Source organism: Luteimonas endophytica (assembly GCF_029887875.1).
In the GTDB taxonomy this organism is placed as follows: Bacteria; Pseudomonadota; Gammaproteobacteria; order Xanthomonadales; family Xanthomonadaceae; genus Luteimonas; species Luteimonas endophytica.
In genome coordinates this window covers 43,742-62,475 of sequence record NZ_JARXRM010000045.1, presented here as the reverse complement: position 1 = coordinate 62,475, position 18,734 = coordinate 43,742, and the positions used below count along the sequence as shown (strand labels likewise).

Annotated in this window: 12 protein-coding genes; 11 read left to right on the top strand and 1 reads right to left on the bottom strand. The window is 71.1% G+C overall.

The genetic code is table 11. From position 1 onward, the window contains the following. The first annotated feature begins 14 nt into the window (after positions 1-14). The 5 genes from QFW77_RS16235 to QFW77_RS16215 all read left to right on the top strand — a co-directional run bounded on the left by QFW77_RS16235 (position 15) and on the right by QFW77_RS16215 (position 7,845). Positions 15-3,026, top strand: coding sequence for a TonB-dependent receptor (locus QFW77_RS16235; protein ID WP_280575848.1), 3,012 nt, complete (start codon positions 15-17; stop codon positions 3,024-3,026). Between the two features lie 29 nt (positions 3,027-3,055). Further along, entirely contained in the window at positions 3,056-3,760 is a 705-nt protein-coding gene (locus QFW77_RS16230) for a SapC family protein (RefSeq protein WP_280575847.1), read from the top strand. Beyond that, positions 3,747-4,766: a cupin-like domain-containing protein gene (locus QFW77_RS16225; protein ID WP_331487967.1), complete on the top strand. Its 1,020-nt coding sequence runs from the start codon at positions 3,747-3,749 to the stop codon at positions 4,764-4,766. The genes QFW77_RS16230 and QFW77_RS16225 overlap by 14 nt, the downstream gene beginning before the upstream one ends. A 9-nt stretch (positions 4,767-4,775) precedes the next feature. Further along, positions 4,776-6,329 carry a tryptophan halogenase family protein gene (locus QFW77_RS16220; protein WP_280575846.1) on the top strand — a complete coding sequence of 518 codons (1,554 nt, stop codon included), beginning with the start codon at positions 4,776-4,778 and terminating at the stop codon, positions 6,327-6,329. A gap of 82 nt (positions 6,330-6,411) precedes the next feature. Further along, positions 6,412-7,845, top strand: a complete 1,434-nt coding sequence (locus QFW77_RS16215; protein ID WP_280575845.1) for a sugar porter family MFS transporter — start codon at positions 6,412-6,414, stop codon at positions 7,843-7,845. Positions 7,846-7,919: 74 nt separating this feature from the next. Here the strand turns inward: QFW77_RS16215 and QFW77_RS16210 are convergent, their stop codons facing one another. Next, positions 7,920-8,930: a LacI family DNA-binding transcriptional regulator gene (locus QFW77_RS16210; RefSeq protein ID WP_280575844.1), complete on the bottom strand. Its 1,011-nt coding sequence runs from the start codon at positions 8,928-8,930 to the stop codon at positions 7,920-7,922. Between the two features lie 231 nt (positions 8,931-9,161). On the opposite strand from QFW77_RS16210, the gene QFW77_RS16205 reads away from it, so the two are divergent. From QFW77_RS16205 to QFW77_RS16180, 6 genes are all read left to right on the top strand, one after another. After that, positions 9,162-11,717 (top strand): glycoside hydrolase family 3 protein, encoded by a 2,556-nt coding sequence (locus QFW77_RS16205; protein ID WP_280575843.1) that lies wholly within the window; start codon positions 9,162-9,164, stop codon positions 11,715-11,717. Positions 11,718-12,068: 351 nt separating this feature from the next. Then, the gene (locus QFW77_RS16200; RefSeq protein ID WP_280575842.1) at positions 12,069-12,770 is read left to right on the top strand and encodes a glutathione S-transferase C-terminal domain-containing protein; all 702 of its coding nucleotides are present in this window, start codon (positions 12,069-12,071) and stop codon (positions 12,768-12,770) included. 581 nt (positions 12,771-13,351) lie between these two features. Continuing rightward, positions 13,352-15,667: a S9 family peptidase gene (locus tag QFW77_RS16195; protein ID WP_280575841.1), complete on the top strand. Its 2,316-nt coding sequence runs from the start codon at positions 13,352-13,354 to the stop codon at positions 15,665-15,667. A 277-nt stretch (positions 15,668-15,944) separates the two neighbouring features. After that, the gene (locus tag QFW77_RS16190) at positions 15,945-17,132 is read left to right on the top strand and encodes a beta-ketoacyl-[acyl-carrier-protein] synthase family protein (protein WP_425603363.1); all 1,188 of its coding nucleotides are present in this window, start codon (positions 15,945-15,947) and stop codon (positions 17,130-17,132) included. After that, positions 17,129-17,908: a beta-ketoacyl synthase chain length factor gene (locus QFW77_RS16185; RefSeq protein ID WP_280575840.1), complete on the top strand. Its 780-nt coding sequence runs from the start codon at positions 17,129-17,131 to the stop codon at positions 17,906-17,908. Before QFW77_RS16190 ends, QFW77_RS16185 begins: the two co-directional genes overlap by 4 nt. Continuing rightward, entirely contained in the window at positions 17,901-18,731 is an 831-nt protein-coding gene (locus tag QFW77_RS16180; protein WP_280575839.1) for a glycosyltransferase family 2 protein, read from the top strand. The genes QFW77_RS16185 and QFW77_RS16180 overlap by 8 nt, the downstream gene beginning before the upstream one ends. The last annotated feature ends 3 nt before the right edge of the window (positions 18,732-18,734 follow it).

The following is an 18,734-nucleotide window of genomic DNA, read 5'->3' as shown; positions in this document are numbered from 1 at the left end:
GGGGAGGGAGAATCATGAAACAGCCAACCGCGGCGCCGAAGCGCCGCCTGCTCGTTTCCGCAATGCTGCTGGCGCTGGCGCCGCCGCTCGCCGCACAGACCGTCGACGAGGAACGCACCGACCCGGCCGCCACCGCCGCCGACGATGCCACCACGCTCGACACCGTGACCGTGACCGGCATTCGCGGCAGCCTGATCTCGTCGATGAACCTCAAGCGCGACGCCCAGGGCGTGGTCGACGGCATCGTCGCCGAGGACATCGGCAAGTTCCCGGACACCAACCTGGCCGAGTCCCTGCAGCGGATCAGCGGCGTGTCGATCGACCGCACCTCCAGCGGCGAGGGCCAGCGCGTCACCGTCCGCGGCGTCGGACCCGACTTCAACCTGGTGCTGCTCAACGGCCGCCAGATGCCGGCCTCCAACCTCGGCCCCGGCGGGGCCGGCACCTCCAACTCGCGCGCCTTCGACTTCGCCAACCTGGCATCGGAAGCGGTGTCGGAAATCCAGGTCCACAAGACCAGCCGGGCGGACAATCCGACCGGCGGCATCGGCGCCACCATCGACATCCTCACCGCGCGCCCGCTGGACAACCCCGGGCTGCAGGCCAGCATCGGCATCAAGGGCGTGCACGACAGCTCGGCCGACAACCTGCCCGACAGCTATCCGGGCAGTTCGGTCACTCCGGAAGTCTCCGGCATCTTCAGCAACACCTACGCCGACGGCCGCTTCGGCGTCGCGCTGACCGGCAGCTACCAGGAGCGCGACTCCGGCTACAGCCAGGCCGCGGTGGCCGACGGCTGGGCGATGTTCGAGGGCGACGACAGCAACAGCTGGAACCGTCTGCCGATGGAAGGCGAGCCGGGCTACGACCGGATCACCAACCGCCCCGGCCCGGACACGATCTACGCGCGGCCGCAGAACACCGGCTACAGCGTCAACGGCGTGCAGCGGCAGCGCACCAACGGCCAGCTGGCCCTGCAGTGGGCGCCGACCGAGAACGTCACCGCCACGCTGGACTACACCTACGCCGAGAACAAGGTTCAGCAGCAGCGCAACGAACTGTCGGTCTGGTTCAACTACGCGCCAGGTACCAGCTCCTGGACCGACGGCCCCGTCTCCGCCCCGATCGAGTACTCCGAGGACATTCCGGCCGCCAACGCGGACCTGTCCATGGGCGGCATGGAGCTGGCGACCCGGAACGAACTGAAGTCGCTCGGCTTCAACGTCGAGTGGGAGGTCAACGATGCCCTCAGCATGGCGTTCGACTACCACGACTCCAGCTCGGAATCGAGTCCCGACGGCCCCTATGGTTCGGCAGGGGTGCTGGGCGTGGCCGCCTTCATCCGCGGCACCACCACGGTCGACTACAGCGGCGAGCTGCCGATCCTGACCGTCGAACTGCCGCCCGGCATCACCGAGGTCGGCCCGGAGCACGCCGTCGTCACCGGATCGGTCTTCCAGAACAGCTACAGCCGTTCGGACGTCGAGCAGTTCCAGGCCAGCGGCCGGTTCGAGTTCGCCAACTACTCCGGCCTCGACTTCGGCGTCTCGGCCACCGAGGTCCAGAACCGCACCGCCTCCGCGGTGATGCAGCGCGACACCTGGGGCGGCGTCGGCTCCACCGCCGACTACGACGACGACATCTGGCATGCCGACAACATGGGGCGCTACTTCGGGGCCTTCGCCGGCCACGACGATCCCCGGTTCACCGACCGCTTCCTGGTCTTCGATTTCGAGCGGCTGCGGCAGCGGGCCGCCGAGGTCGCCGGCAACGATGCGTTCTACCGCGCCCCGTCGGAGTTCACCGACGATCTTCGCACCACCGAGAAGTCGAAGGCCGCCTACCTGCAGTGGACCAACACCTTCGACTGGGCGCGCCCGGTCCACGTGGCTGCCGGCGTCCGCTACGAGGAGACCGAGGTGGAATCGTCGGCGCTGGTGCGTGTGGGCACCGGCATCTCCTGGGACGCCGCCAACGAGCTCTACGTGATCTACGACGACGAGCGCGACTTCGTCGGCGGCGAGGGCGAGTACGACTACTTCCTTCCCAGCCTCGACCTCAGCGTCGAATTGACCGAAGACATGCTGCTGCGCGGCAGCTACGGCCAGACCATCGGCCGCCCCGGCTGGCAGCAGATCCAGGGCGGGTTGACCCTCGCCAACGTGGTCCGCGTCGACGGTGGCGACGGATCGCAGGGCAACCCCGCGCTCGAACCGCTCAAGTCGAACAACTTCGACGTGTCGTTCGAGTGGTACTACGGCGAGGCCAGCTATCTCTCGGTGGGCTACTTCCGCAAGAACATCAGCAACTTCATCAGCGACACGATCGTGGAGGACACGCCGTTCGTGCTGAATACGCCGGTCGGCGGCACCTACTGGAACAACGCGCTGGCGAGCGGCTGCCCGGCCACCGACATGGTGTGCATCCGAGACTACATCTTCACCAACCATGCCGGCGACCCGGGCGTCACCGTCACCGGCACCAACGAGGCCGGCCAGCTGACTGGAAGCATCGTCGGCCAGCCTGGCGACCCGATCGCCTCGTTCGACATCAGCACGCCGGTCAACCAGCGCTCCGACTCGCTGGACGGCTGGGAGCTCAATCTGCAGCACATGTTCGGCGCGAGCGGCTTCGGGCTGATGGCCAACTACACCATCGTCGATTCCGGATTGACCTTCGACGACACCAGCCTCGGGGTGCAGTATCCGATGCTCGGCCTGAGCGATTCGGCCAACCTGGTGCTGTTCTTCGACAAGTACGACTGGCAAGTGCGGGCGGCCTACAACTGGCGCGACGAGTTCCTGTCCGGCATCGGCGGCCAGGGCCCGAACCCGAACTACACCGAGTCCTACGGCCAGCTGGACCTCAACGTGAGCTACCAGGTCAACGACAGGCTGTCGCTGCACGCCGAGGCCATCAACCTCACCGACGAGACCCAGCGCATCCACGCCCGCCACACCAACCAGCTGCGCTACGCCACCCAGACCGGTCCCCGCTACATGCTCGGAATGCGGTACAAGTTCTGAGGAGACCCGACGGAGGCGCGGCGCCGGCCATGACCCACAGCGTCCTGCTGAACAACATCGACCACGCCGGCCTGCGGGTCGATACCCGGCGCGGCGCGGACCTCGGCGATGCCGTGATGTCCGCGCCGACCTTCCCTGCGGAGTTCCGCCAGCTGCAGGCGCACTACCCGGTGGTGTTCCAGGGGAGCGGGGACGGCACGTTCCAGCCGGTGGCGCTGTTCGGGCTGGAACCGGGCCGGAACCTGTTCCTGGAGGGCGCGCGCTGGGACGCGGCCTACCTCCCGCTGGCGGTCGAGCGCGGTCCGTTCCGGATCGGGGAGACGGCGGACGGGCCCATGGTCCATGTCGACCTCGACCATCCGCGGGTGCGCAGCGGCCGGGGAGAGCCGCTGTTCCGCGAGCACGGCGGTCACACCGAACTGCTCGAGCGCATCCGCTCCGTGCTGCTGGCGCTGCGCGAAGGGCTGGGCGCGGTGCCGGCCTTCGTGGAAGCGCTGCAGCGCCACCGGCTGCTCGAGCCGTTCGTGCTGGACGTGCGCCTGGACGACGGCTCGCAGGGGCGGCTGGCGGGGTTCCACGCCGTCGACGAGGATCGGCTGCGCGGGCTGGGCCCCGCGGCGCTGGGCGAGTTGCACGCCCGCGGCCACCTGGAGGCGGTCTACATGGCGGTGGCCTCCGTGTCCCGCTTCCGCGATCTGATCGACCGGCTGAACCGCCGCCATGGCCGCGGTTGAGCGCGCGATCGCGGAGTTCGACTGCCGCGGAGCGCAGGCGCCGCCGGAGGACGTTCTGCGCGGGTTCGAACCGGCGGTGCTGCGCGGCATCGCCGGCCATTGGCCGCTTGTGCGCGCCGCGAAGGATTCACCGCACCAGGCCGTGGACTATCTGGGCCGCTTCCAGCGCCAGCCGGCCCCGCCGGTGGTGGCGACGGTGGGCCCGCCCGAGATCGAGGGTCGTTTCTTCTACACCGACGACCTGCAGGGCTTCAATTTCCGTCGCGAGAAGATGCCGCTTGGCACGGTGCTGGCGACCCTGCTCAAGTACCTGCCGGACCCGGCGCCGCCGGCGATCTACGTGGCCTCGACCACCGTCGATACCTGGCTGCCCGGCCTGCGCGGCGAAAACGACATCGACCTCGGTGACCGCGGACCGCTGGCCAGCATCTGGATCGGCAACCGCACCCGCATCGCCGCCCACCAGGACCTGCCGGACAACCTCGCCTGCGTGGCCGCAGGCCGGCGCCGGGTCACCCTGTTCCCGCCGGACCAGCTGCGCAACCTGTACGTCGGGCCACTGGACTTCACCCTGGCCGGCCAGCCGGTGAGCCTGGTCGATTTCGCCAGGCCCGACCTCGCACGGTTCCCCCGCTTCGCCGAAGCGCTGCGGCATGCGCGCACGGCCGAACTCGGCCCGGGCGATGCGGTACTGATCCCGTCGATGTGGTGGCACCACATGGAGGCGCTGGAGAGCTTCAACGTCCTGGTCAACTATTGGTGGCGGCGCTCGCCGGCGTGGATGGACACGCCGATGAACGCGCTGATGCTGGCGATCATGAGCGTGCGCGACCTGCCGCCTGCGGAGCGCGCGACCTGGCAGGAGGTCTTCCGCCACTATGTCTTCGAACCGGGCGAGGCCACCGACGGACACATTCCCGAGGCCGCGCGCCGGGTGCTGGCGCCTTTGGACGACAGCCGCGCGCGCGAACTGCGCGCGCGCCTGCTGCAGCGACTCAACCGCTAGGGGGACGCCTTGGAACGATCGGATCCACAAACCGGGCGCGGCCCGGTCAGGCGGGTGCTCATCGCCGGCGGCGGCACCGCCGGCTGGATGGCAGCGGCGGCGCTTTCGCGCATTCTCGGCAAGGGCCTGGACATCCGCCTGGTCGAGTCCGAGCAGATCGGCACCGTCGGCGTCGGCGAGGCCACCATCCCCACCCTGGTCACCTTCCACCGCCTGCTCGGGATCCCCGAGCAGGAATTCATGACCGCGGCGCAGGGCACGATCAAGCTGGGGATCTCGTTCGAGGGCTGGCGCCAGCGCGAGCATCGCTACATCCACTCCTTCGGCACCACCGGGCAGGACCACTGGAGCGCCGGTTTCCAGCACTTCTGGCTGCGCGGTCGCGAGCGCGGCCTGGCGGAGGGCTACGAGGCCTACTGTCTGGAGTCGCGCGCGGCCGAACGGGAGCGCTTCGCGCACCTGCCGCACAATGGCCTCAACTACGCCTATCACATGGATGCCGCCGGCTACGCGCGCTTTCTGCGCGGCTTCGCCGAGGGCCACGGGGTCAGGCGCATCGAAGGGAAGATCGCCGAGGTCCGCACCGACCCCGATTCCGGCGACATCGCCAGCCTGGTGCTCGAGGACGGCAGCGAGCTCGCAGGCGACCTGTTCCTCGACTGTACCGGCTTCCGCGCGCTGCTGATCGGCCAGGCGCTGCGGGTCGGCTTCGAGGACTGGTCGCACTGGCTGTTCAACGACAGCGCCTATGCGGCGCAGACCACCGCGGTGCGCGACCCGGTCCCCTACACCCGTGCGATCGCCGGCGAGGCCGGCTGGCAGTGGCGCATCCCGCTGCAGCATCGGGTCGGCAACGGCATCGTCTACTCGAGCCAGTACATTGAGCAGGCGCAGGCGCTTGAGGCGTTCACCTCGAGCCTGGAGGGTGAACTGGTCGCTCGGCCCTGGCACTTGCGCTTCCGGCCGGGCCGGCGGATCCGGTGCTGGCACCGCAACTGCGTCGCGCTGGGCCTGGCGGGCAGCTTCATCGAGCCGCTGGAATCGACCACCATCCATCTGATCCAGCGCGGCATCATGCACCTGCTGCGCTGCTTTCCAGCGGTGATCGCGCAGCAGGACATCGATGCATACAACCGCCAGATCGACGCGGAGGTCGAACACGTGCGCGATTTCGTGGTGATGCATTTCCACCTCACCGAGCGCCGCGACAGCGCGTACTGGAACGCATGCCGGCTGATGGAGATCCCGGCCTCGCTGCGCCAGCGGATCGAGCTGTTCCGCGAGACCGGCAAGGTGTTCCACGTGCCGGGCGAGCTGTTCGCCGAGAACTCCTGGATCCAGGTGATGCTCGGCCAGGGCGTGATGCCGCGGCAGCACCATCCGGCCGCCGACCTGATGGGCGACGAGGAGCTGTCGCGCTTCCTCGGCGAGATTCGCACGAGAGTGGAGCGGGTACTCGGCCAGCTGCCCGGGCACGGCGCCTACCTCGGGAGCTACTGCCCGGCGCCGAAACCGGAGCCGCCCGGACCGCCACCGCGCGACACGGCGCCAGGGCGCGCATGAGCGCCCGGTGCGTTACCTTTCAACCCCTGCGCGGTCGCCGGAAGCCGGCGGTGCGCGTTTTTCCCACCCCACAGGAGCCGTCATGAGCAGCACTGCAGTCCCCGGCGCGGGCGTGGCCGCCGACGCCCCGAATACCCGCTTCATCCTGCTGATCAGCCTGGTCGCCACGCTCGGCGGCTTCCTCTTCGGTTTCGACAGCGGCGTGATCAACGGCACCGTCGACGGCCTGCGCCTGGCGTTCGGCTCCGACTCGATGGGCACCGGCTTCAACGTCGCCTCGATGCTGCTGGGCTGCGCGGTCGGCGCGTTCTTCGCCGGGCGCCTGGCCGACCGTTTCGGCCGCCGGATGTTGCTGATCGTGTCCGCGGTGTTCTTCCTGGTCTCCGCCTGGGGCTCGGGCGTGGCCGGGGGTTCGGCGGAGTTCGTGTTCTACCGCGTGCTCGGCGGCCTGGCGGTGGGCGCGGCCAGCGTGATGGCGCCCGCCTACATCGCCGAGGTCTCGGCGGCGCACTACCGCGGGCGCCTGGCCACGGTGCAGCAGATCGCGATCATCTGCGGGCTGTTCGCGGCGTTCCTGAGCAACTATCTGCTGGCGCGCTTCGCCGGGGCCTCGATCCAGCCGCTCTGGCTGGGCTTCGAGGCCTGGCGCTGGATGTTCTGGGTCGAGATGCTGCCGGCCGCGGTGTTCCTGGTGCTGCTGATGTTCATCCCCGAGAGCCCGCGGTTCCTGGCCGCCAGCGGCCGGCGCGAGCGCGCGCTGGCGGTGCTGACGCGGCTGTACGGCCCCAACGCCGGGCCGGCCAAGCTGGCCGAGATCGAGGGCTCGCTGGCCGCCGACCACCACCGGCCGCGGCTGTCCGACCTGATCGCCAAGGCCACCGGCAAGGTCCGCCCCATCGTGTGGGTGGGCATCGGCCTGGCCACCTTCCAGCAGCTGGTCGGCATCAACGTGGTGTTCTACTACGGTGCGGTGCTGTGGCAGGCGGTCGGCTTCTCCGAGAACGACGCGCTGCTGATCAACGTGCTGTCCGGCGCGCTGAGCATCGGCGCCTGCCTGGTCACCGTGCTGCTGATCGACCGGATCGGCCGCAAGCCGCTGCTGTGGACCGGATCGCTGGGCATGGCGATCTCGCTGTCGCTGGTGACGGTCGCCTTCGCCACCGGCACGCTCGACGCCGACGGCCGGCTGGTGCTCTCGGACTCGATGGGGGTGCTGGCGCTGGTCGCGGCGAACGTCTACGTGATCTTCTTCAACATGTCCTGGGGCCCGGTGATGTGGGTGATGCTGGGCGAGATGTTCCCCAACCAGATCCGCGGCTCCGGCCTGGCGGTGGCGGGCCTGTTCCAGTGGGGCTCCAACTTCGCGATCACCATGACCTTCCCGGTGATGCTGGCGGGGATCGGGCTGGCCGCCACCTACGGCTTCTACGCGCTGGCGGCGTTCGTCTCGATCTTCTTCGTGCTGCGCTTCGTGCACGAGACCCGCGGCCGGGAACTGGAACAGATGGAGGGCTGAGGCGCCCGCTCGCGGCGGCCGGGGACGCCATTTCCGCGCTTCGCTGCGGATCTGCCGGCCGGCGACCGGCGCGGTCAGGCCTTCGGGGCCGGGCCGGTGGAGCGGCGCAGCTGCAGCGCGTAGGGCAGCTGCACCAGCCCGCCGCTGCCCGGCTCGCGCAGTTCCCGCAGCAGTTCGGCACCGGCCACGCGCCCCATTTCCCGGGTCGGCTGGCGGATCGTGGTCAACGCCGGGTGGATGTGCTGCGCGATCGGGGTGTCGTCGAACCCGCAGACCGAGACGTCGCCCGGCACCGCCAGCCCGTGCTCGCAGACGGCACAGATCACGCCGGCCGCCATGTCGTCGTTGGCGGCGAAGATCGCGGTCGGCGGCTGCGCCAGCCGCAGCAGTTGCTCGGCCGCGGCATGGCCGGACGCGTGGGAGAACTCGCCCTCGACCACCAGCGCCGGATCGTAGGGCAGCCCGGCGCGGTGCAGGCCCTCGCGGTATCCGGCCAGGCGCCATTCCGCCGCGCCGTGCGCATGGTGGCCGACGATGTGGGCGATGCGGCGATGGCCGAGCGCCACCAGGTGCTCGATCATCTCGCGCGCCGCGCTCGGCTCGTCGACGAACACCCCGATGCCGCGGTTGGGTTCGCGCGCCGAGACGCCGGCGAAGGGCACCCCCAGCTCGTTCAGCCGCTCCAGCAGCGCCGCGTCGTCGGTGATCGGCGGGGTCAGCACCAGGCCGTCCAGGCGCGATTGCGCCACCAGGTTCTCGACCTTGGCGACGATGTCGCGTGCGTCGTAGGTCAGCGGCGCGAGGGTGAGGTTGTAGTGCCGCTCCTGGCAGGCCTGCAGCAGGCCGAGCTGGACTTCCATCAGGTAGTTGCTGGACGGATTGTCGTACAGCATCGCGATCAGGTACGAGCGGCGCCCGGCCAGCACCCGCGCGGAGGGATGCGGGCGGTACTGGAGCTTCTCCACCGCCGCCTCCACCCGGGCGCGGGTGGCGGCGGCGACGTTCGGTTCGTGGTTGAGCACCCGCGAGACCGTCTTCATCGACACGCCGGCGGCCTCGGCCACATCCTCGATGCGTACGCGCATGGGTTCCTTCTCCATCCTCAGGCCCGGCCGTGCCGGCGCCGAAACTCCGGCATGATGGCGCGAAGTCGGGTTCCATGCACCGCTGCCGGTTTGCCGCGGCGCAGCAGGCGCGTCGGCGCGCAAGAGGGTATTCTCGGCCGCGGTGACAACGCTGTCAGCATCGCCGCCGATGCTGCGGCCAGATCGGGAGGAATGGCAATGAGGATCGGGGACCTTCGACGCACCGGGGCAATGCTCGCAGCAGCGCTGGCGCTCGCCGCCTGCGAGCGGGCGCCGGCCGGCGCCGGCGCGGCCGCGGACGCGGCCGCCGAGCAACCGGCCGAACGCGTGCCCGGCGCGAGCGGCGCCATCGACCCGGCCACCTGGCCCGAGGTGCAATGGCCCTTCCCCACCGATGCCGAGGCCGAGCGCCGCGTCGACGAGCTGCTCGCCTCGATGACGGTGGAGGAGAAGGTCGGCCAGATCGTGCAGGGCGACATCGCCAGCATCACCCCCGAGGACGTGCGCAAGTACCGGCTGGGCTCGGTCCTCGCCGGCGGCGGCTCCGATCCGGGCGGCAGGTACAACGCCGCGCCCGAGGAATGGCTCGCGCTCGCCGACGCGTTCTGGGAAGCCTCGATGGACACCAGCGGCGGCGGCAAGGCGATCCCGTTGATCTGGGGCATCGACGCCATGCACGGCCAGAGCAACATCGTCGGCGCCACCCTGTTCCCGCACAACATCGGCCTGGGCGCCACCCGCAACCCCGACCTGCTGCACGAGATCGCGCGCATCACCGCGATCGAGACCCGCACCACCGGCATGGAGTGGACCTTCGCGCCGACCGTCGCGGTGCCCCAGGACGACCGCTGGGGCCGCACCTACGAAGGTTATTCCGAGGATCCCGGGCTGGTGGCCAGCTTCGCCGGCGTGTTCGTGGAGGGCCTGCAGGGCAAGCCCGGTTCGGACGAATTCCTCGACGATCGGCACGTCATGAGCTCGGTCAAGCACTTCCTCGGCGACGGCGGCACCAGCGGCGGCAAGGACCAGGGCGATACCGAAGTGAGCGAGGCGGTGCTGCGCGACGTGCACGCCGCCGGCTACGTGCCCGCGATCGCGGCCGGCGCCCAGGCGGTGATGGCCTCCTACAACAGCTTCCACGGCCGGAAGATGCACGGCCACGGCCCGCTGCTGACCGATGTGCTCAAGGAGCGGATGAACTTCGGCGGCTTCGTCGTCGGCGACTGGAACGGCCACGGCCAGGTACGCGGCTGCAGCAACACCGACTGCGCCCAGACCTTCAACGCCGGGCTCGACATGGCGATGGCGCCCGACAGCTGGAAGGGGATGTACGAATCGACCCTGGCGCATGTCCGCGCAGGCACCCTCCCGATGGAGCGGCTCGACGACGCGGTGCGACGGATCCTGCGGGTCAAGTTGCGGATGGGCCTGTTCGAGAAGCCCAAGCCCTCCGCGCGCGCGCTCGGCGGTCGCTTCGAGCTGCTCGGCGCTGCCGAGCACCGCGCCGTCGCGCGCCGGGCGGTGCGCGAGTCGCTGGTGCTGCTGAAGAACCAGGGCGGCATCCTGCCGCTGTCGCCGGACACCAAGTTGCTGGTCGCCGGCGACGGCGCCGACAACCTCGGCAAGCAGGCCGGCGGCTGGACCCTGACCTGGCAGGGCGACGGCACCACCCGCGAGGATTTCCCCAACGCGGACTCGATCTGGGACGGCCTCAGGGAGCAGGTGGAGGCGGCCGGCGGCAGTGCCGAACTGGCGGTCGACGGCGGCTACCGCACCCGCCCCGACGTGGCCGTCGTGGTATTCGGCGAGGAGCCCTACGCCGAATTCCAGGGCGACCTGCCGGACCTGATGTTCGAGGGCGGCCGGTCCGGCGACCTCGAGCTGATCCGAAAACTCAAGGACGACGGCATCCCGGTGGTGGCGGTGTTCCTCAGCGGCCGGCCGCTGTGGCTCAACCGCGAGATCAACGCCGCCGACGCCTTCGTCGCCGCGTGGCTGCCGGGCTCGGAGGGCGGCGGCGTGGCCGACGTGCTGCTGCGCGACGCCGAAGGCGATGTCCAGCACGATTTCAAGGGCAAGCTCAGCTTTTCCTGGCCGCGCCGCGCCGACCAGTTCGCGAACAACCACGGCCAGGAGAACTACGACCCGCTGTTCGCGTTCGGCTACGGCCTGACCTACGGCGACGACGGCGACCTCGCTCCGCTGTCCGAAGAACCGGGTGTCGATCCCCAGAGTACCCGCAGCAACAGCTGGTTCGAGCGCGGCGTGGCGACCACCGGACTGACCTTGCGCCTGGTCGGCGGCGATGGCGACGCCATGGACGTGGTGCACCCGGCCGCGAAGACCGCCGACGGCAGCCTGGAGATGACCGCGATCAACACCGAGGTCCAGGAGGGCGCGCGCGCGTTCGCCTGGTCCGGCGGCGGCGCCGTGCAGCTGCGCAGCAACAGCCCGCTGGATCTCGAGCGGGAAACCAACGGCGACGTGTTCGTGGTCGCCACGCTGCGCGTGGACGCGCTGCCGACCGACGGCGAGGCTGCGCTGATCGTCGGCTGCGGCGAGGACTGCAGCGCGGAATTGCCAATCGGCGATGCGCTGGCGCAGCTGCCGCAGGGCGAGTGGACGCGCCTGGGGGTGCAGCTGAAATGCCTGCGCGCCGCCGGCGCCGATGTCGCCCGCCTCGACATGCCGTTCGCGCTGCGCACCGGCGCGGGCGCGCGGATCGCGCTGAGCCGGATCGCCCCGAGCACCGACTTCGAGCACAAGGTCGACTGCGCGACGCAGTAGCGGTTGCCTCCACCGGGACGCGCCGGCCACCGCGCCGGCTTTCCGACCGGCCTTTGCCGGGCCGCCTCCGCGGCCGACGGCACGCGACGATCGGGGCGCGTCGCCCGGAGAACCCCGCGGCCTTCGGCCACAGGCCACGCCTACGACAGCGGCGCTACGCTGCACGCCCTCGTAGGCGCGTGCATGCATGCGAAAACCCGTGCGCCAGACGAGCCCGGGAATCGCCGCCGGCCCGACCGGGAGGCCGGCGCCCGCGGACCCGATCCTGCAACGCAGCGGACCACGCGCGGGGCGGCCAGCCCCGCAGTTCCCCGCATAGAATCGTGCTCCCCCGCGCGAGGAACGCCGACCATGATCGACCTCTACTACTGGCCCACGCCCAACGGCCACAAGATCACCCTGTTCCTCGAGGAGGCGGGGCTCGAATACCGCATCAAGCCGGTCAACATCGGCAAGGGCGACCAGTTCGATCCCGGCTTCCTCGCGTTCTCCCCGAACAACAAGATGCCGGCGATCATCGACCATGCGCCCGCCGACGGCGGCGAGCCGGTCAGCGTGTTCGAATCCGGCGCGATCCTGCTCTATCTGGCCAACAAGACCGGCCGCTTCTTCGGCGGGGACGTGCGCCGCAAGGTCGAGGTCAACCAGTGGCTGATGTGGCAGATGGGCGGCCTGGGACCCATGACCGGGCAGTACGGTCACTTCACCGTGTACGCGCCCGAACCGGTCCCCTACGCGATCGAGCGCTACACCAACGAGGCGCAGCGGCTGCTCGCGGTGCTCGACCGGCGCCTGGCGGGCCGGGCGTTCATCACCGGCGAGGACTACACGATCGCCGACATGGCCAGCTACCCGTGGATCAATCCCTACGACAAGGCGCCGCTCGACCTCGGGCCCTATCCCGAGGTGCGGCGCTGGCACGCCGCGATCGCCGCACGCCCGGCGACGCAGCGCGCCTATGCGCTGACCGCCCAGGTCAATCCCGACGCAGGCAAGCCGCTCGGGGAAGAGGAGCGCCGGCTGCTGTTCGGCAAGGGGCCGACGCGGGGCTGAGCGGCTCCAGGTTGCTCTGCGCGTCCCGCTCCTGCCAGGGCCGGGGGCCGTGAGCTTCGGAGCCAGCGGCGCCCGGGCCGGGGAAGCTCCCCGGCGGAGTCGGCCATCCATGGCGCCGGTGCGCGGGCTCCGGACCCAGCGGCGCCCGGGCCGGGGGAGGCTCCCCGGCGGAGTCGGGCCATCCATGGCCCGATCCGCCGCCGCAGGCCGTCCATGGCCTGCTGTCCGCCTCCCCCGGCCCGGGCGCCGCATCGTCGATTCACTTTCGGATGCTCGGCGACCAATCCATCCGAAACCCACCAACGCCGAAGCGGGTGACGTGGCGGGGGTGTTGCGGAGAGCTGCACATGGATGTGCAGCGGCCCTGACTCCGGCCATGGATGGCCGGACGGAAGGGCGGAGCAATACCCCCGGCGCGGCTCACGCCCCGCACGCCAGACCGAAGGCGCTCTTGAGAAATCCAACCTCAGGAAGGGTTATCCACTGTCGCTGACCCGTGGCGACGGGGATGGAGCCCGCCATCGGATGGCACTGCCTGGCGCCCCGGCTAGACTTGGCGCTTCCGCCCGCCGGGAGCCAACATGCGCCCACTGCTCGCCACTGCCGTCCTCATGCTCGCCAGCACCGCCGCCACCGCCGAGACCGGCAAGCTCACCCTCGAGGCCATCACCGGCGACGCCGCCCTGTCGGGGCCCACGCTGACCCGGCCGAAGATCGCCCCGGACGGCTCCCGCGTCACCTTCCTGCGCGGCAAGGACGAGGACCGCAACCGCCTAGACCTCTGGGAGTACCACGTCGGCAGCGGCCGGACCCGCATGCTGGTCGATTCGCGGGTGGTCCTGCCCGGCGAGGAGATCCTGAGCGACGAGGAGAAGGCACGCCGCGAACGCCAGCGCATCGCCGGCCTCTCCGGCATCGTCGACTACCACTGGGCGCCGGACGCGCAGCGGCTGCTGTTTCCGCTCGGCGGCGAACTCTACCTCTACGACCTGGACCGCAGCGGTGCCGATGCGGTCCGCAGGCTCACCTCGGGCGGCGGCTTCGCCACCGACCCCAAGATCTCCCCCCGTGGCGGCTACGTCAGCTTCATCCGCGCCCGCGACCTGTGGGTGATCGATCTCGACAGCGGCCGCGAGATCCGCCTGACCGACGACGGCTCGGACACCATCGGCAACGGCGTGGCCGAGTTCGTCGCCGACGAGGAGATGGGCCGCCACACCGGCTACTGGTGGGCGCCCGACGACTCGGCGATCGCCTACGCCCGCATCGACGAGTCGCCGGTGCCGGTGCAGAAGCGCCATGAACTCTACGCCGACCGCACCGAGGTGGTGGAACAGCGCTACCCCGCCGCGGGCGACCCCAACGTGCTGGTCGAACTGCGAGTCGCCAGGCTGGCCGATGCCGGGCCGCCGCCGACCCGCGAGGGCACCATCGAGACCGGCGAGGGGCCGCGCCAGGTGCGGCTGCAGACACGCATGGGTGCGGCGGCACCGCTGCGCATCGATCTCGGCGAGAATCGCGACATCTACCTGGCCAGGGTGGACTGGCGCGATCCGCAGCGGCTCACCTTCCAGCGCCAGTCGCGCGACCAGCGCCGCCTGGAGCTGATCGAGACCACCCTCGCCACCGGCGCGCAGCGGGTGCTCGTCACCGAGACCTCGGACACCTGGGTGCCGCTGCACGACAGCCTGCGCTTCCTCGACGACGGGCGCTTCCTGTGGAGCTCCGAACGCAGCGGCTTCGAACACCTGTACCTCGCCAGCGAGGACGGCAGCCGGATGACCCCGCTGACCTCGGGCGGCTGGCCGGTCGACGAACTGCTCGCGGTGGACGAGCCCGCCGGCCGGGTGTACTTCAGCGCCGGCCGCGAATCGCCGACCGAACGCCATGTCTATGTGGTCGCGCTGGACGGCGGAGAGCCGCGGCGCCTGTCGCGAACGCCGGGGCTGCACGACGCCAGCTTCGCCGACAACGCCAGCGTCTACGTGGACCGCTGGTCGAACACCCGCACCCCGCCGCAGCTGGAGCTTTTCCGCGCCGACGGGACCCGCATCGCCGCGCTGGTCGAGAACGACCTCGCCGACCCCGAGCATCCCTACGCGCCCTATCGCGCCGCGCACCTGCCGACCGAATTCGGCACCCTGCCCGCTGCCGACGGCAGCACCCCGCTGCACTACAGCCTGATCCGCCCGGCCGGCTTCGACCCCGCGCGGGCCTACCCGGTGGTGGTGTTCGTCTACGGCGGCCCGGCCGCGCAGACCGTGCTGGAGAGCTGGCCGGGGCGCGCCGACGCGTTCTTCAACCAGTACCTGGCCCAGCAGGGCTACGCCGTGTTCTCGCTGGACAACCGCGGCACTCCGCGGCGCGGCGCGAAGTTCGGCGGATCGCTGTACCGCAGGCAGGGCACGGTGGAGGTCGAGGACCAGCTGGCCGGCGTGGAATGGCTGCGCGCGCAGCCGTGGGTGGACGGCGCGCGGATCGGCGTGCACGGCTGGTCCAACGGCGGCTACATGACCCTGATGCTGCTCGGCAAGGCGCCCGATGCCTACGCCTGCGGCATCGCCGGCGCGCCGGTCACCGACTGGGCGCTGTACGACACCCACTACACCGAGCGCTACATGCACATGCCGGCCGCCAACGTCGACGGCTACCGCGAGGCCAGCGTGTTCACCCACGCCGACGACATCCGCCCCGGCAGCCTGCTGCTGATCCACGGCATGGCCGACGACAACGTGCTGTTCACCAACTCCACCAGGCTGATGGGCACGCTGCAGCAGGCCGGCGTGCCGTTCCAGCTGATGACCTATCCCGGCGCCAAGCACGGCCTGCGCGGCAGCGACGCGCTGCACCGCTACCGCACCAGCGCCGCCTTCCTGGAGCGCTGCCTGCGACCGTAGCGCGGAACCGGCTCGGCTGCGCCAGCCCGGAGCGCGGCGCCCCGGCGAAGCCGGCCTCAGCCGAGCCGCGCCTGCATTCGCCGGTGGCCGATCGGCCGGGCCCAGCATGCCGATGCCGCCACCACCAGTGCGTGCAGGGCGTCGCGGTCGATGAACAGTTAGACACGGTGGGCGAAGCGGCTGGCCACGCGCGCTTCCCGGGCTGGACGGTTCACAGTCCAGCCCGCCGCGGCTCGTATACTGCCGGGCCATTCCGGCGCGGAGCCCCGCCCAGTCGATGTCGTTGTCTCCGATCCCGGCGCTGGCGATCCGCGCCTACACCGCCACCACCGCGCTGGGGCGCGGCCGGGCGGCCCAGGCCGAAGCCCTGGAGCAGCGTCGCGGCGGATTGCGCCGCAACGATTTCGGCGGCGACCCGCTCGAGACCTGGATCGGCCGCGTCGAGGGGCTGGAGCAGGCGCCGCTACCCGCCGCCGCGGGCGCCTGGGACTGCCGCAACAACCGCCTCGCCTGGCTGGCGCTGCAGCAGGACGGGCTGCTGGAGGCGGTGGCCGCGTCCAGGGAACGTCACGGCCCGGCCCGGGTGGCCGTGGTGATCGGCACCTCCACCTCCAGCATCGGCGCCACCGAGGAGGCCTACGCGCGCCTCGATGACGGCCGCTTCCCGGCGGACCTGGCGCGGCCGATCGTGCACCAGCCGCATTCGCTCGGCGACTTCGTCCGCCGCGCCACCGGCCTGCGCGGCCCCTGCGTCACCGTGGCCACCGCCTGCTCCTCCAGCGCCAAGGTGTTCGCGCAGGCGGCGCGACTGATCCGCGCCGGCATCGTCGACGCGGCCCTGGTCGGCGGGGTGGACACCCTGTGCGGCAGCGTGCTGTACGGCTTCAACTCGCTGGGCCTGGTCTCCGCCGCGCCGGCCCGCCCGTTCGACCCGGCCCGCGACGGGCTGTCGCTCGGCGAGGCCGGCGGCTTCGCGGTGCTCGAGCGCGGCGACGATGCCGCACTGCTGCTGCGCGGCTACGGCGAGTCCAGCGACGCCCACCACATGTCCGCGCCGCACCCGGAGGGCCTGGGCGCGCGCCTGGCGATGCGCGATGCGCTGCAGCGCGCCGGCGTCGATGCGGGAGCGGTCGGCTATCTCAACCTGCACGGCACCGCCACCCCGGCCAACGATGCGGTCGAGGCGCGCGCGGTCGATGCCATGTTCGGCGAGCGGCTGCACGCAAGCTCGACCAAGGGCTGGACGGGGCACACCCTCGGCGCCGCCGGCATCGTCGAATCGGTGTTCGCGCTGATCGCGCTCGCCGACGGGCTGCTCCCCGGTACGCTCAACAGCAGCGCGCGCGATCCGGCCTGCGGGCCGCAGATCCGTCTCGACAACGCCCGGGCGAAGATCCGCTACGCGATGAACAATTCCTTTGGCTTCGGCGGCAACAACTGTTCGCTGCTGTTCGGTGCCGCATGAACGGCATCGGCGCGCACATCGCGGGCATCGGCTTCTGGAGCGAGGGCCTGCCCTCGTGGCAGGCGGCGCGGGGCTACGTGGCCGGCGGAGCGCTGGTCGGAGACGCGCCCCGCCGGCCCGCACCCCGATTGCTGGCCCCGAACGAACGCCGCCGCGCGCCCGAATCGGTGGCGGTGGCGCTGGAGGTGGCGCTGGCGGCATGCGAGGCGGCGGCGCAGGATCCGGCCACGCTGCCGTCGGTGTTCGCCTCGGGGCACGGCGACTTCGCCATCACCGACTACATGTGCAGCACCCTGGCGGAAGACCCGCGGGCGGTGTCGCCGACCCGCTTCCACAACTCGGTGCACAACGCCGCCGCGGGCTACTGGACCATCGGCACCGGCTGCATGGCCACCACCACTGCCATCAGCGCCGGGCCCGGCACCTTCGCCGAGGGCCTGATCGAGGCGCTGGCGCAGCTGGCCGACGGCACCCCGGCGGTGCTGCTGGTCGCCTACGACACCACCGCGGTCGGTCCGCTCGCCGCGATGACCGCCAGCCGCGGCCTGCTGGGTGGCGCCCTGCTGCTGCTGCGCGAGGGCCCGGGCACCCGGCTGCGCGCCACCCTCACCGACGCCGAAGCTCCCAAGGGCACCGGCGCGCTGGCGGCGCTGCGCCACGACAACGCGATGGCACCGATGCTGCCCCTGTTCGATGCGCTGGCCGGCGGGGGCGACCTGGCGCTGCTCGATGCCGGCCCCGGCCGCGCGCTGCGCGTGGAGATCGCATATGGCTGAGCTGCCTCCCCGCCTGCACCGCGGCAATGTCGCGGTGGTGATCCCGGCGCTCAACGAATCGCTGCGCATCCGCGAGGTGGTGGAGGGCGCGCTGGCCCGCTGCGACCGGGTGATCGTGGTCGACGACGGCTCCGACGACGGCACCAGCGACCGCATCGCCGACCTGCCGGTGACGCTGCTGCGCCATCCGCGGCGGATGGGCAAGGGTGCCTCGCTGCGCGACGGCTTCCGCGAGGCGCTGCGCCAGGGTGCGCGCGCGGTGCTGACCATGGACGGCGACGGCCAGCACTCCGCCGAAGACATCCCGCGGCTGATCGACTGCGGCAACCGCCATCCGGGCTGCCTGGTGATCGGCGCGCGCCTGCGCAAACGCGATTGCCAGCCCTGGTACCGGCGCCTGGGCAACGATTTCGGCGACTGGGGCATCGCGCTGGGCTGCGGCTTCCGCCTGGTCGACTCGCAGAGCGGCCAGCGGCTGTACCCGGCGCGGGTCTGCGCGCTGGAAAACGTCCCGGGCGAGGGTTTCGTGTTCGAGGCCCAGATGCTGATCTCGGCCGCGCGCGACGCCGGCGCGGGGATCGTCTCGCTGCCGGTGGAGTCGCGCTACGCCACCGCCGGCTCCCCGGTGCAGTTCCGCAAGAGCCACTTCCGGCTCTGGCGCGACCTCTACGGCATCACGTCCCACGTCGTGGTACAAGTCCTGGGCCGCGGCGACCTGTTGCGCACCTGGAGGCGCACGCGGGCCCGGCCGCCGGTGATCGACGACCCCGATGGCGATCTCGCCGCAGAGCGCCTCTCCCAGGACCCGCACCAGGCAGGTTGACCG

Coding starts and splice junctions, on each gene's coding strand:
- QFW77_RS16235 (WP_280575848.1), top strand. CDS start 15: ATGAAACAGCCAACCGCGGCGCCGAAGCGCCGCCTGCTCGTTTCCGCA.
- QFW77_RS16230 (WP_280575847.1), top strand. CDS start 3,056: ATGACCCACAGCGTCCTGCTGAACAACATCGACCACGCCGGCCTGCGG.
- QFW77_RS16225 (WP_331487967.1), top strand. CDS start 3,747: ATGGCCGCGGTTGAGCGCGCGATCGCGGAGTTCGACTGCCGCGGAGCG.
- QFW77_RS16215 (WP_280575845.1), top strand. CDS start 6,412: ATGAGCAGCACTGCAGTCCCCGGCGCGGGCGTGGCCGCCGACGCCCCG.
- QFW77_RS16210 (WP_280575844.1), bottom strand. CDS start 8,930: ATGCGCGTACGCATCGAGGATGTGGCCGAGGCCGCCGGCGTGTCGATG.
- QFW77_RS16205 (WP_280575843.1), top strand. CDS start 9,162: ATGCTCGCAGCAGCGCTGGCGCTCGCCGCCTGCGAGCGGGCGCCGGCC.
- QFW77_RS16200 (WP_280575842.1), top strand. CDS start 12,069: ATGATCGACCTCTACTACTGGCCCACGCCCAACGGCCACAAGATCACC.
- QFW77_RS16195 (WP_280575841.1), top strand. CDS start 13,352: ATGCGCCCACTGCTCGCCACTGCCGTCCTCATGCTCGCCAGCACCGCC.
- QFW77_RS16190 (WP_425603363.1), top strand. CDS start 15,945: ATGTCGTTGTCTCCGATCCCGGCGCTGGCGATCCGCGCCTACACCGCC.
- QFW77_RS16185 (WP_280575840.1), top strand. CDS start 17,129: ATGAACGGCATCGGCGCGCACATCGCGGGCATCGGCTTCTGGAGCGAG.
- QFW77_RS16180 (WP_280575839.1), top strand. CDS start 17,901: ATGGCTGAGCTGCCTCCCCGCCTGCACCGCGGCAATGTCGCGGTGGTG.